This window comes from Pedobacter sp. HDW13 (assembly GCF_011303555.1).
Classification (GTDB): Bacteria; Bacteroidota; Bacteroidia; order Sphingobacteriales; family Sphingobacteriaceae; genus Pedobacter.
In genome coordinates, this window is record NZ_CP049868.1 from 2517201 (window position 1) to 2531279 (window position 14079).

Here is a 14079-nt window from a genome sequence, read left to right on the forward strand (position 1 = left end):
CTGCTAGTATTCTTCTGGCCTGGTGTCAACTGGTTTTTCGTTATTGCCGAAATTCGAAATGCGCTCCTTTAAACCGGGACTTTCTTTCTGCTCAACCAAACTATAGTAAACAAGTGAAATGGTAATAACCGGAATAATGGTAAATACCTGGCAAAGCGATTGGAGTACTGTAGTTATCATGGTTAAGGTTACATTCATGTGTGGGCTTTTACTGGTAAACATGGTTACCATGTTAAGGAGGCTGGTGGGCAATACAATCATGCTCATACAGGCGGAAACAATGATCCATACTACAACTAGCGTACCGAAAGTTACCCAGAAATTATCTTTAATTATTTTGAAGCTCCTGCTAAAAGCGTAGCCAAGCGATCCGTTTTCCAATACCATAATCGGGAACATCATGGCCACAAAAGGTGCAAGCCAAAAACCTGGTACCAGGCAGCAGATAAGCGCAACTACAAGCATTAATATGAGCAATATGGAACTGCCGAAAACCCGTAGAAAGTAATATTTAAAGTAACCCCAAACTTCATCTGTAGCAGGTGGTTGGTTGCCCTTGCGTACATATAGCGCTATATAAGAAAGTACCGCAACCGTCATACTCGAATAACTGGCCATAGAGAACAGTAACGATAAAAAATATTCAATACCATAAACAGATCCGATACCAAAGCCTTTTCCATATCTGTTACCAATACCTGTATTTATTATATTAACCATTTTGTACTGTTGCATAAGCATGGCAGCCATGCTGGCTAAAACAAACAGACCACAAAAGGTAAAATAGGTTGTGATTAGCGGCTTAAAATTTTGCCGCATAAAGGTGAAGGTATCATTAATTACCTGGCCGAAATCCCTTCTTTTCTTAAATTCTAATTGGTTTACCATTTTAATTGCTTTCGGGTTGTTTGAGCTTAATTTTAACGGGATAAATGAATACGTACCAGACAATAAAGGCTGCCGATAATAGCAGGATGGAGGCACTCAATACCAGTGGCATTTCGGTATGGCGGGTAACAAAACTTTCGAAAAAGGCAGCTACAATAAAGATGGGTATCAAACCAATTACGATTTTTAAACCATCTTTTGCACCTTTCAATACCGACACCTTGCGCGAATAGGTTTTGGGGAACAATAAGCTGTTACCTAAAATAATACCGGCCGCACCTGCCAGCACTATGGCCGATATTTCTAGCGTTCCATGGATCCAGATTACCAGTACAGATTGAATGCCCAGGCCTTTGCTAAAAAAGAAGTATTGAAAAGAGCCGAGCATAACCCCGTTGCGGAAGATAGAAACAATTGAACCGAAAGAAAATATAATGCCTAAAACAAAAGTATACAGGGCAACGTAAATGTTGTTGATGCCAATCTGAAAGAACATCATAAATTCGTTTGGTTGCTTGTATACCCCAAAAGGATCGCCTTTAGCAATGTTTTCGTTGGTCATATTTACGTAGCCATCGCCCATAATCAGGCGAACAAAAGTGTCGTCGTATTTGGCTGATAAGGCGCCTATGGCACACGAGATGATAAAAAATGCAAATGCATACCAAATCTGTTTTTTATACTGAAAGAATACGAGTGGGAGCTCGGTTTTCCAGAACTGGATAAACCGGTTAGTTTTCTCCTTTTTATTTTTATAAACCGATTGATGTAATTTGGAAGCCAGCCCGTTTAAATAAGCGGTAGTTTTCGAGTTTGGATAAAATGTTTTGGCGTAAGCAAGATCGTTGGTAATTTCGATAAACTGGTTGGCCACCTCATCAGGATTGGCCTGCTGCATGGAATCGTAATTTTGCCACTTCTCCGAATGCTTTTTAACAAATAATGCTTCTCTCATGTTAAGGCGTTACCAAATCTTGGGTTAAAATAGTTAATTTTTTATGGATAAAGAATCAATCTGGTAAAATGACAGCAAAATATAAGAAATGTTTAGTTAAAAAATTAGTCGTTGATATACAGCGATTATCCTTAAAAAAAATTATGTTTGAAATATGGATAGTATCAGAATTAGCACTGCTCAAAATATCGATATCTCATATGAAATTGCCGGTCTGGGTGAGCGCATTGCGGCCAGATGTATAGATTTGGGCGTTTTTCTGGTACTGGGTATAATTACACTGATTTTGATGGGCGCTAGTGAAACAAGCATGTCGGGTGGCGGAAAAATTATCTTAATTGTATTCCTCGCCATTTTTGTTTTTTACGATCTGGTTTGTGAGCTCATTATGGATGGGCAAAGTTTGGGTAAGAAGGTGCTTAAAATAAAAGTGATTAGCCTGGATGGTGGGCAACCAGCTCTTAGTCAGTATATTTTAAGGTGGCTGTTCAGGACAATTGATTTCGGTATTCCGTTAGGCTGGGGTGTAGTAGCGCTGATATCGGTAATCGTAACCAAAAACCACCAGCGTTTAGGCGATATTTTAGGAAAAACAACTTTGATTAAAACAAATCCAAGAACTCAGTTTACCAACATGGCCTTTAGCTTTAGCCTGCCCGAAACCTACGAAGCCCGGTTTAAAGATGTACTCCATTTAAATGATCGCGAGATTGAGCTCATCCACGAAGTATTAACCAGTTATTACCAAACAGGCAATGCCGAGTTGATTTATGCCATGGCTGCTAAAACAAAAGAACATATCGTGGTAAGCATTCCAGCGGGCATGAACGAATTACAGTTTTTAGAAACGGTACTTAAAGATTATAAACACCTAACCTCAATGGTGAATGTTTAAATGTGGCACTAGTGCAACAGCATTTTATACAGGTAAGAAAGCATTACGAAATTGCCAACAACAATAACAAGTATTCGTAAAATCAGAGATTGGTTTTTAATAGGGAACTTATAAAGCAAGCCTGCTGCAATAAATAAGATCAGTAAAGGAATAGTTGGTGGATAGAGCAGCCAGCTTTTTGATAAATCGCCTTGAATTATTGCAATAAAAGAACGTTGAAACCCGCAACCTGGGCAATCAATGCCTGTTAAAGCTTTAAATGGGCAGGAGATTAAATGATTTTGCAGCCAATCAACCAGGTTGATTAAACTGCAAAATATAAAAAGGATAAACATAATTGCTTAAACTACCGGTGGCGGTGTATCGCTTGGTTTATCTTTATTCTCGAAAGGATTGTTAAAAGGGTTGTTTGGATTATTGAAAGGATTATTTCCAAAACCACCATTTTGAGCCTCAGCAGCTGACGGGCCTAAATAAGTAGCTGGTCCGAAACCTAACATTGGCCAGAATACAAACGGCAATAAAATTAGACCTACCGTGTAACCTTCTGTTTTTCCAAAGCTTTTGCTAAATAGGTTGATCAACCAAATTCCAAATACAAAATTTACGCAAGGGATTATTAACCATAAAATCCATATCATTGGTTTCCCAACAATCTCTATCATTACAATTTCACGGTAAATAGGTATAATGCATGCCCAACCTGGTTTACCTGCCTTTTCGAATGCTTTCCACATCCCAGCCAGCGAAATCACAATTAAAATGAGATAGAAGATAACTGCTCCAAAACCAATGCCTGCGATTATTCCGCCTGAATCATATTCGTTCATAATTTAATGTTTTTAAGGATTATTAATTTAAATAGTTAAACTAATGTAATTTTTTTAATTTAAAAACAGATGAACAGGGAGTTAAATTATTTCAACACGGTGGCCACTTTTGTTAATAATGCATCGGCCCACTGACCATACATTTTGCCACTGGGGTGTAAGCCATCACTTGCAATCAACGCATTATCGGTTGCCGCATTTCTTGATGCAGGAGTAATATTGGTGTAGTTTATGCCCGCTGCAAGCGTTATTTCCTGGTTTGCAGCATTGAAACTATCTATTTCAGTGGCAATTGCCTTGGTATCTCTTCCCGAGTTTTTACCAAAAGGCGTAACGCCCCAATCGGGTATAGAAATCACAAAAACTTTACGCACATCGCCGCCAGCAAAAGCGATAGCCTTTTGTAACAATTCTGCGAACTCTTTGCGGTAAGTGCTAAGGGATAGCCACGGTACTGGTTGTTTACGCCAATGAGCAGCGTAACAAAATCATAAGTTCCGCTTAAATTTTCTTTTTTAATCCCTACCTGCAGTTCATCGGTAGTCCAGCCGGTTACCGCAATAATTTTGGGATTGGCTACGCTGATGTTTTTGCCTTTTAGTAAATTTTGCAGCTGGTAGGGAAAGGATTCAGCTTGCTTAACTGCTTCTCCAATCGTGTAAGAATCGCCCAGCGCCAGATAGCTAAATGTGCTTCCTCCGGTAGTGGGACTTGTAATAGAAGGATCAGTATTTGTAGGCATGTTTTCGTGCTTAGTACAGCCCGAAGTTAATAAAGAAAATAAAATGACACCGAATAAAATCTTCATGACTTGATTTACGAAGTAAGTCTGGCCTTAGTTTTATTGGAGTGCTGTAATATTGTTTTACGGCAACTAAACCAATTTCATTTTAAAAAGGCTGGCAATATGATTTTTTAGCTTGGCTTTCACTTCTTCCATGTCGAGCTTGCGGCCAAGTTCATGCTGTAATGAGGTAACTGCTTTATCATCTATCCCGCAGGGTACAATGTTTTTGAAATAATCGAGGTCAACATTTACATTAAAAGCAAAACCATGCATGGTTACCCAGCGGCTGCAACGAACGCCCATTGCACAAATTTTTCGGGCCTTTTCGTTATCTGCATCTAACCACACACCCGTGTAGCCAGGATAACGGCCGGCCTCAATATCGTAATCTTTCAAAGTTAAAATTACAGCTTCCTCGAGGGTACGCAGATAGAGGTGGATATCGGTAAAAAAATTGTCGAGATCCAATATGGGGTAACCTACAATCTGCCCCGGACCATGGTAGGTAATATCACCTCCACGGTTAATTTTATAATAAGTAGCCTGTTTGTCTTTTAAGCCCTGCTCATCAAGCAAAAGGTTTTCGGGGTGACCGCTTTTGCCTAAAGTATAAACATGCGGGTGTTCGCAAAAAATCAGGTGGTTTGGAGTAGGGGTATGGGTGTTGTTTACCCGGTTGGCAGTTTTAATGGCAACCGTTTGGTTCAGTAAGTCTTCCTGTTTATCCCAGGCTTGCTGGTAGTCGGTTAAGCCCCAATCTGTAAAAACCGTTGGCATTAAATCTTTGGCAATTACTTTTTCTGCTGTCTCGTTCATCTCCATTTGTATTTAATAATTGCCGGCTACATAGCCCAGCATATAGCCATCTTTGGTTTTAAAATAATTAACCGTCAGTTCGCGGGTACCGGTTGGCAGCTCTACCAATGCGTTTAAGGCACCTTCGTTTTTTAGTTTAAAAGGCTTAATGTGGATATGCTGCTTAAACTCCAAGCCTTTTTTGCCATGCCATTTGTAAATGGCCTCTTTGGCACACCAGGCTACATAAAGGCCGTCGGTATTATCGCCAATTTGCTTTTGCGCCAGCTCTACATCACTTAAGAACTTGTGTTTAATGCTTTTTATTTTATGCTTAATCAGCTCAATATCAACCCCAACTGCATAGTTTTTGCTAATCATTACCGCGGCGTAATCGTAAGAATGGCTTAACGAAATGTGGTAATCAAAATTAACCAGGTAAGGTTTGCCATGCTCATCAAACTGGCAATCGATATACTCGGTAGTATTGAGCATTGTGCGGAGCAAAAGCCTGGTGCTTAGCCAGTGCAGTAACCTTTTGCCACTGTTTAAAGATGAGATAATATCGTGTTCGTGCTGTTTGAGTTGCAGCCCTGCCAACAATTCATCTTCTGTTTCTTCAATTTTCCAGATTGCTAAAACAGCATGTTCATCAATATTTTGGTTGTAAATTATTGGCATTGATTAAATTGGAGATTACATGCAAAATTATCTTAAATAAATGATAATTTAGGCCAAAAATACGCATAAAAATGATATTATCTGATAGCAGGATATTAGAAGAAATTGAGAAGGGAACCATCATCATTGAGCCTTTTAAACGAGAGTGTTTAGGAACAAACTCTTATGATGTGCATTTGGGGAAATATTTGGCTACCTATAAAAGCCGCGTGCTGGATGCCAAAGTCCATAATGAGATCGAACATTTTGAAATTCCAAAAGATGGTTATATCCTTCATCCCGGAACGCTTTACCTTGGGGTTACCTTAGAGTATACCGAAACCCATGGTCACGTACCTTTTTTAGAGGGGAAAAGCAGTACTGGCCGCTTAGGAATCGATATTCACGCTACCGCAGGTAAGGGCGATGTAGGTTTCTGTAATACCTGGACATTAGAAATATCAGTTGCGCAACCTGTAAAGGTTTATGCGGGGATGCCCATTGGTCAGCTTATTTATTTTGTGGTAGAAGGCAATATCGGCACCATGTACAACACTAAGGGGAATGCCAAATACAACAATAAAACCACACGGCCTGTTGAAAGCATGATGTGGAAAAACAAATTCTAAAGGATTTGGCGCTGCACACAGTAGCAAGCTTTCTTGCTCCTCATGATTTGACGCTGCATACTGCAGAAAGTTTTACTGACCCTCATAATTGTTTGCCGCGCACTGCAGGAGCTTTTCATGAGCAAGCAGCACTATTTTAAATTGGTTCGCTATACTCGCTGTTCAATTGTAAACTATAAATTTAGTATTATAATCAAATTTCATGTGTTCTTCATAAAAATATGCCTCAGGTTTTGTACCTTGAGGCATATTTATTTTACCTAACCACATGAAACCCAGAATTATTCTCGCCCTCAGTTTTGTATTACTATTAATTGGCTTTACGGCATTTAAAATGGATGATGATCCTTTTAGCCAGCTGTTACAGAAGTTAGAAGATTATACCACAAAATATCCTCAGGAAAAAGTGCACCTGCATTTGGATAAGCCTTATTATGCTATTGGCGATGATATCTGGTTTAAAGCCTATGTTTTAAATACCAAAACATCGGCCTCTTCCAACATCAGCAAAATTTTGTACGTAGAGCTTATCAATGAAAAAGATTCGCTTAAAAAACTGGTTAAACTTCCCTTAATGGGCGGTATTACATGGGGCGATTTTAAACTGACCGATTCGCTTAGTGAAGGAAACTACCGGATTCGGGCCTATACCAATTACATGCGTAATTTCGGAACAGAGTTCTTTTTCGATAAAACCATTAAAATCGGAAACAGCTGGGCCAATAAGGTATTTACCAAAACAACTTACAATTTTACCAAAGAGAACAACAACGATAAAGTAACTGCCAACATCCATTTCGAAGATAAAAACGGTATTGCATACAGTGAAAATGAGGTGAGTTATGATGTGCAGCTCGATTACAGGAGTGTAAGCAAAGGCAAAGTAAAAACCAGCTTAACTGGCGATGCTGTAATCAGTTTTACCAACAACCAGTCTTTCCAGAATAAATCGGGGAAAATTATTGCCACTATCACCCTCGATAATAAGCAGAAAGTAATCAAATCAATTCCGATTACTTCAACTTCAAATGATGTCGACGTACAGTTTATGCCTGAAGGTGGTACGCTGATAGAAGAGCTGCCCCAAAAAATTGCTATTAAAGCGGTTAACCCGAGCGGTAAGGGAGAAGATGTGCAAGGCGATATTGTAGATGAGACCGGAGCCACCGTAACCAGTTTTACAAGTAGCTACCTGGGCATGGGTAATTTCGTGTTCAATAGTCAGGCAGGCAGGGTTTACTCTGCAAAGGTTAAATTTAAAGATGGTTCCGAAAAAACATTCAAACTTCCTTTGGCTGCTAAAAGTGGCTATACTATTTCATTAAATAACACCGATACCGCTAAAGTATCGTTAAAAATTATGGCCAGCGCCGATCTGGTTAATGGCGATGAGCTAAAAGTTGTTGCGCAACATGGAGGCACGGTATATTACGTTTCGAAAGCCAAAATGGATAAACAGGTATTGATGGCCAATATCCCTAAAAAGAACCTGCCATCGGGAATTGTCCAGTTTACCCTCTTTTCTGCAGCCAACCAACCTGTTGCCGAGCGATTGGTATTTGTAACCAACAAGACTGACATAATTGATGTATCGCTAAATGCAAGCGATGTAGCCACTGCCAGAAAAGGGAAGGCAAGCTTTACATTCGATGCTGCAAGTGAAGGCAAACCTGTATTGGGCAGTTTTTCTGTTGCAGTTACCAATGCAACCAAGGTAGCCCCCGATGAAGATAACGAAACCAATATCCTCACTTCGCTTTTACTTACCTCTGATTTGATTGGTTACGTAGAAAAACCTAACCATTATTTTTTAAAGGATGATGTTCAAACGCAAAGGGAGCTTGATAACCTAATGCTTACCCAGGGCTGGAGACGTTTTACCTGGAAAAATATCATCAACAATGTTGGCCCCAATATTACCTACAAGCCAGAACAATCTATCTCCATTAGCGGTACTATTACCAAAGGCAACAAGCCTGTGGTCGGAGGTAAAGTAATGTTGATGGCTACAAAAGGCACGCTATACATTTTAGATACCGTTACCAATGCCGAAGGTAAATTCGTCTTTGATAACCTGAGTTTTGGCGATAGTACCAAGTTTGTAGTGCAGGCGCGTACCAAAACCGAACGTAAATTTGTAGATATTAACCTCGATATAGTACCTGGACAAATTGTAACCAAGAATAAAAATGGTGCCGATATCGATATTAATGTGAACAATACTTTAATGAAATACATTAAAGAAAGCGATAATTATTTTAACGAAATGACCCGCCTCGGCTTGTTAGAGCGTACCATTAAGTTGGAAGAAGTAACCATTACCGAAAAGAAAAACCCGGCGAAAAATTCTTCTAACCTAAATGGGGCAGGAAGGGCCGATTTCGTTTTAACTGCCGATCAGCTTTCTACCTGCGTTACCCTTTCGCAGTGCTTGCAGGGTCGCTTACCGGGGGTAATATTCAGGGGTAATGTTCCTTACCTGATGCGCAGCCAAAACACACCAATCCAGATTATTGTGGATGGTATGCAAATGGAAGCTGATTTTCTGGATAATGTAGTGCCATCTGATGTAGAATCGATAGAACTGCTAAAAAGCATTGGCAACACAGCCATTTATGGTTCTCAAGGTGGAGGCGGCGTAATTATCATTACCACCAAACGTGGCGACGGGGGCAGAAGTTCTGATCGATATGCGCCGGGTATAGTTACACTGAGTCCTAAAGGATTTACAGTTTCGAGAGAATTTTATTCGCCTAAATACGATGCCGCAAGTACCAGTAGCCGTGCCGATTTAAGAACAACCATTTACTGGAACCCGCAGGTAGTTGCTGGTACCGATGGTAAAGCTAAGTTTGAATTTTACAATTCCGATGAACCCGGAAATTACCGTGTAGTAATAGAAGGAATAGATGCACTCGGTCATTTGGGAAGAAAAGTTTACACTTATGATGTGAAATAAAGAAAAATAGATAAATTTGAGTTGTTATGCAAGCATAGTTTGTGGTAAACTGTTTCGATAATGCTATCTTGATACTGTAGTCTCGAAACTTTAATCTTGATACATAAGTCTTGATAGTTGTACCCGCTATTATACTTGCTACTCAAAACCTGATACTATTTTACCATGAACACCATAAAAGTAAGCGTTAAAGATCGTTTAGCTACGATAACATTAGATAGAGGAAAATCAAACGCCTTAAACCGCGAACTGATTACCGAACTGGATGATATGCTAAAAAATATCGCTGCCGATGATAACATTGGTGGCGTTATTTTAACCGGTACAGCCCCTTTCTTTTCGGCAGGACTAGATCTTGTAGAACTTTATAATTATGATGAAGCCGAAGCCAAATCTTTTTGGGAGCTGTTTTTAGGCTTTACTGCAAATCTGGTTTCCTTTAAAAAACCAATGGTAGCGGCAATAAGCGGGCACAGCCCTGCAGGTGGTTGCGTAATGGCTTTAGCCTGCGATTACCGTTTGATGGCTGAAGGACAATATATTATTGGTTTAAATGAAGTGCCGGTTGGTATTATTGTGCCTAACAGCATTTTTCAGTTGTATGCTTTCTGGATCGGCAAAGCCGAGGCAACCCGTAGTTTGCTCTCAGGTAAGTTGTATAATCCCGAAGAAGCCTTGAAAGTAGGTTTGGTAGATGAGTTGGTGCGGAACGAAAGCCTGCTCACTGCTGCCGAGCGCAAGATTAAAAAATATATGGAGCTGGAAGGGAATACCTGGTCGCAGAGTAAACTCAACATCCGCGAAGAACTGATTGCTGCGGTAACTGCCGATCAATCGGCTACCTTAGAGAAAATGCTCCAACAATGGTGGTCGCCTGCAACACGCCAAATTTTAAAAACCATTTTAGCTAGCTTGCAGCGGAAGTAATTTCAGTTGGCAGTTTTCAATTTACAATTGGCAGTTTGCAATAAACAGTTAACCAATTTCAACGATTAACCAGTTTAACAAAACCCAACAATTTAGCAATAAAACAATTTCAACAATTAACCCACATAGCTTATGTTCAGTTATAATTCACCTATGCTTAGAGACGATGCTTTAAAAGGTAAAACCATTGTAATTACCGGTGGTGGTACCGGGCTTGGTAAAGCCATGGGCGTGTATTTCCTGAAATTAGGGGCCAATCTGGTAATCACCAGCCGCAAGCAGGATGTTTTGCAAAAAACAGCGGACGAAATGGAAGAGAAAACCGGAGGCAAAGTATTGGCAGTAGCTTGCGATGTACGGGAGATTGCACAGGTAGAAAATGTGCTTGCCAAAACAATCGAAAGATTTGGTTCAGTTGATGTACTGCTAAATAATGCGGCAGGTAATTTTATTTCACCTACCGAACGCCTGTCGGCCAATGCCTTTTCTTCTATTATCGATATTGTTTTAAAGGGAACTGTTAATTGCACGCTCACCTTTGGTAAACACTGGATTGCCGCAAATCAGCCGGCTACAGTGCTAAATATCATTACTACTTATGCCTTTACCGGCTCGGCCTATGTAGTGCCATCGGCTTGTGCCAAGGGCGGGGTTTTGGCCTTAACCCGTTCGTTAGCAGTAGAGTGGGGTAAATATGGTATCCGTACCAATGCAATTGCCCCCGGGCCATTCCCAACCAAAGGTGCCTGGGAGCGTTTACTGCCCGGCGATCTGGCTAAAAAATTCGATTTTAAAAACCGTGTGCCACTAAAAAGGGTAGGCGATCATCAGGAACTGGCCAATCTAGCTGCGTTTTTAGTAAGCGATTTCTCCGGTTACATTAATGGCGAAGTAATTACCATTGATGGTGGCGAATGGTTGCAAGGCGCTGGTCAGATGAATGGTTTAGAAGCAATTCCCAACGAAATGTGGGATATGCTGGAGCAAATGACAAGAAGCGCTAAGGGAAGCTAGTTAATTAGCGGAAAGCTTAAAGGAAAAAGTCTAAAGCAAAAACCAGGGCGTTAGCTCTTGCTGCCTGATTCTCTGTACTTGATGCGCGCTACTTGCTACTAAAATATTATCTTTGCCCTATATGAATATCTTACTTTTAGGTTCAGGCGGCAGAGAAAGTGCATTTGCCTGGAAAATGAGCCAGTCTTCGCACTGCGATAAATTAATTATTGCACCCGGAAATGGTGGTACAGGTGCATACGGTACCAATATCAACATCAATGTAAACGATTTTGATTCCATTAAGAAAGTAGTTCTTGCCGAGAATATTGAACTTGTTGTGGTAGGGCCAGAAGAACCTTTGGTAAATGGTATTCATGATTTTTTCCTTGCCGATCAGGCACTTGCACACATTCCCGTTATCGGACCGAAAAAAGAAGGTGCTATTTTAGAAGGAAGTAAAGATTTTTCTAAACAGTTTATGGAGCGTCATGGTATTCCAACCGCGGCATCAAAATCTTTCACCCCCGAAACATTGGAAGATGGTTTAGCTTATTTGCAGAACCATGCTTTGCCAGTGGTTTTAAAAGCCGATGGATTGGCTGCAGGTAAAGGTGTATTAATTTGTACCGAAACTGTAGAAGCACAGGAAGAATTAAAACTGATGCTTGGCGGTAAATTTGGTGCAGCTGGTGCAACCGTGGTTATCGAAGAATTTTTAAGTGGGATTGAACTTTCGGTATTTATTTTAACAGATGGTGAGAATTATGTTACCCTTCCATCAGCCAAAGATTACAAAAGAATTGGTCAGGGCGATACCGGTTTAAATACAGGTGGTATGGGCTCGGTTTCACCTGTTCCGTTTGCAACGCCCGAGTTTTTAGCCAAAGTAGAAGAACGCATTATAAAGCCTACTGTAGCAGGCTTGAAAAAAGATAATATCGATTACACAGGCTTCATTTTCTTTGGTTTAATCAAAGTTGGTGAAGAACCTTATGTAATTGAATACAATGCACGTATGGGCGATCCGGAAACCGAAAGTGTTATTCCGCGTATCGAGAACGATTTGGTAGAGTTGTTTATGGCTAGCGCCAACAAACAGTTAAATCAGGTTAATCTGGTTATTTCAGAACAAACAGCTGCTACTGTAATGATTGTTGCGGGTGGTTACCCAGGCGAATATTTAAAAGGTAAAGCCATTACTGGTATCGAAAACCTGCGTCATTCTAATGCTTTCCACGCCGGAACACTTTTAGAAAACGATGTGGTTAAAACCAATGGCGGTAGGGTAATTGCCATTACAAGCTTGCAGAAAGATTTATTTACCGCTTTACAATCGGCCACTGCAGATGCCGGAAGAATCTACTTTGATGGAAAATATTTCAGAGAAGATATCGGCTTTGATTTGGTTTAAAAGCTAAATTTATATAAAAAGAAACCCGCAGATTTTATTGATCTGCGGGTTTCTTTCTTTATTCGTCCTGCTGGCACTGGATCGTCATTTCGAGCGAAGTCGAGAAATCCAGCCAATTTGGTAAATATCCTTATTTCGATTTACTTCCCAATAACTCCTGAAGTTTATCTTGTAAAGCTTGCTCTCTTAGTCCTTTGGCTATAATTTTTCCGTTTGGATCAATTAAAAAGTTGGCCGGGATAGATTGGATGCCGTACATTCTGGCTACTTCATTATCCCAGAATTTTAAGTCCGAAACATGTGTCCAGGTTAATTTATCATCAGCAATGGCTTTTAACCAAGCATCTTTTTTACCCGGACGATCTAAAGAAACACCCAATACGGTAAAGCCTTTATCTTTAAATTTATTGTATGCTACAACTACATTCGGGTTTTCCTGACGGCATGGACCGCACCATGAAGCCCAGAAATCAACCAGTACATATTTGCCTTTAAAATCAGAAAGTTTTACAGGTTTACCGTTTGCATCATTTTGGGTAAAATCCATAGCCATTGCACCTACAGCAGTTTTTCTGCTCGTTTCGAAAATTGCGGCTATTTTTTTACCGGTTGTACTTGCTTTTAGCTCAGGAGATAATCCATTAAAAGCTTTTTCTGCAGCCAATACCTGATCTGGGTCTGAAGCCAACTGGTTAAGTGCAGTTAAGCTGATGTAAGATTTGGGGTTGCTGCTGGCATAACCCAAAAGTATAGGTGTTAAACTTGCTGTAGCTTTTTCGTAACGGCTCATGGCATCTTCCTTTACTTTGGGATCTTTTTGCTGCTCTGGCGTAAGTTTCGAATACTCTACATTAATGGCGTTGATCTGATCATCAACAGGCTTGGTCAGGGCCTTTAATTTTTTGCTGTCATCATTGATCACCGATCCACTGATCGCTGCGGTTTTGATCGAATCTGTGCCGATTATCTTGATGTCAGCACATTCAAGAAAAAGGGAGGTATAATCAAGTATCTCGCCTTTTGCCGGACGGTTAACGTAGGGATTTTTGTTAAGAAATAGGTTTCCGGCAGTTGGATCCACTAAAGTACCTCTAAATATAAAAGTACCTTTGTCAACCGTTACTGAATCTGTTACTGATTTATCATCCGCACGGTAAATCAGGTATATCTTATCGCCATCTTTCAGTCCTTTAATATAACCTGTAACAGTAAACGGCTTTTGCGCCAAGGCTGCCAGCGGCAATAAAGCTATAGCAGAGAATAATATTTTTTTCATACGGTTAGTTAATCGTTTTTCAAATATAGATATATGTATGTTTAAAACGTAATCGGTTAGGTGAAATTATA

The 14079-nt window shown here is 40.2% G+C and carries 15 protein-coding genes; 6 read left to right on the plus strand and 9 right to left on the minus strand.

Annotated features, from left to right (window positions below):
- Window positions 1–3: 3 nt before the first annotated feature.
- Window positions 4–888 carry a hypothetical protein gene (locus tag G7074_RS10655; protein WP_166208328.1) on the minus strand — a complete coding sequence of 295 codons (885 nt, stop codon included), beginning with the start codon at window positions 886–888 and terminating at the stop codon, window positions 4–6.
- A 1-nt stretch (window position 889) separates the two neighbouring features.
- On the minus strand, window positions 890–1843 hold the full coding sequence (locus G7074_RS10660) for a stage II sporulation protein M (RefSeq protein WP_124558205.1): 954 nt from the start codon (window positions 1841–1843) through the stop codon (window positions 890–892).
- Between the two features lie 154 nt (window positions 1844–1997).
- Here G7074_RS10660 and G7074_RS10665 point away from each other — a divergent pair, with 154 nt between their 5' ends.
- Window positions 1998–2738: an RDD family protein gene (locus G7074_RS10665; protein ID WP_124558204.1), complete on the plus strand. Its 741-nt coding sequence runs from the start codon at window positions 1998–2000 to the stop codon at window positions 2736–2738.
- An 8-nt stretch (window positions 2739–2746) separates the two neighbouring features.
- Here the strand turns inward: G7074_RS10665 and G7074_RS10670 are convergent, their stop codons facing one another.
- The 6 genes from G7074_RS10670 to G7074_RS10690 form a co-directional block, all read right to left on the minus strand.
- A complete protein-coding gene (locus G7074_RS10670; RefSeq protein WP_124558203.1) occupies window positions 2747–3073 on the minus strand; it encodes a DUF2752 domain-containing protein in 327 nt (108 codons plus the stop codon).
- A gap of 6 nt (window positions 3074–3079) precedes the next feature.
- On the minus strand, window positions 3080–3568 hold the full coding sequence (locus G7074_RS10675; protein ID WP_124558202.1) for a DUF5684 domain-containing protein: 489 nt from the start codon (window positions 3566–3568) through the stop codon (window positions 3080–3082).
- A gap of 86 nt (window positions 3569–3654) precedes the next feature.
- Window positions 3655–3978: a hypothetical protein gene (locus tag G7074_RS27145; RefSeq protein ID WP_370526623.1), complete on the minus strand. Its 324-nt coding sequence runs from the start codon at window positions 3976–3978 to the stop codon at window positions 3655–3657.
- A complete protein-coding gene (locus tag G7074_RS27150; protein ID WP_240916519.1) occupies window positions 3924–4376 on the minus strand; it encodes a GDSL-type esterase/lipase family protein in 453 nt (150 codons plus the stop codon). The genes G7074_RS27145 and G7074_RS27150 overlap by 55 nt, the downstream gene beginning before the upstream one ends.
- A gap of 66 nt (window positions 4377–4442) precedes the next feature.
- Complete coding sequence (lipB, locus tag G7074_RS10685) at window positions 4443–5171, minus strand: lipoyl(octanoyl) transferase LipB (protein ID WP_124558200.1); 729 nt, start codon at window positions 5169–5171, stop codon at window positions 4443–4445.
- Window positions 5172–5183: 12 nt separating this feature from the next.
- Window positions 5184–5831: a 4'-phosphopantetheinyl transferase superfamily protein gene (locus G7074_RS10690; RefSeq protein ID WP_124558199.1), complete on the minus strand. Its 648-nt coding sequence runs from the start codon at window positions 5829–5831 to the stop codon at window positions 5184–5186.
- 71 nt (window positions 5832–5902) lie between these two features.
- On the opposite strand from G7074_RS10690, the gene dcd reads away from it, so the two are divergent.
- The 5 genes from dcd to purD all read left to right on the plus strand — a co-directional run bounded on the left by dcd (window position 5903) and on the right by purD (window position 12732).
- On the plus strand, window positions 5903–6439 hold the full coding sequence (dcd, locus tag G7074_RS10695; protein WP_124558198.1) for a dCTP deaminase: 537 nt from the start codon (window positions 5903–5905) through the stop codon (window positions 6437–6439).
- 268 nt (window positions 6440–6707) lie between these two features.
- Complete coding sequence (locus G7074_RS10700; RefSeq protein ID WP_240916520.1) at window positions 6708–9398, plus strand: carboxypeptidase-like regulatory domain-containing protein; 2691 nt, start codon at window positions 6708–6710, stop codon at window positions 9396–9398.
- A 165-nt stretch (window positions 9399–9563) separates the two neighbouring features.
- The gene (locus G7074_RS10705; protein WP_166208331.1) at window positions 9564–10325 is read left to right on the plus strand and encodes an enoyl-CoA hydratase/isomerase family protein; all 762 of its coding nucleotides are present in this window, start codon (window positions 9564–9566) and stop codon (window positions 10323–10325) included.
- A gap of 132 nt (window positions 10326–10457) precedes the next feature.
- Window positions 10458–11339 (plus strand): SDR family oxidoreductase, encoded by an 882-nt coding sequence (locus tag G7074_RS10710; protein WP_124558196.1) that lies wholly within the window; start codon window positions 10458–10460, stop codon window positions 11337–11339.
- 121 nt (window positions 11340–11460) lie between these two features.
- The gene (gene purD / locus G7074_RS10715; protein ID WP_166208333.1) at window positions 11461–12732 is read left to right on the plus strand and encodes a phosphoribosylamine--glycine ligase; all 1272 of its coding nucleotides are present in this window, start codon (window positions 11461–11463) and stop codon (window positions 12730–12732) included.
- A gap of 130 nt (window positions 12733–12862) precedes the next feature.
- On the opposite strand, the gene G7074_RS10720 is transcribed toward purD, so the two are convergent.
- A complete protein-coding gene (locus tag G7074_RS10720; protein WP_124558194.1) occupies window positions 12863–14008 on the minus strand; it encodes a TlpA disulfide reductase family protein in 1146 nt (381 codons plus the stop codon).
- Window positions 14009–14079 lie beyond the last annotated feature (71 nt).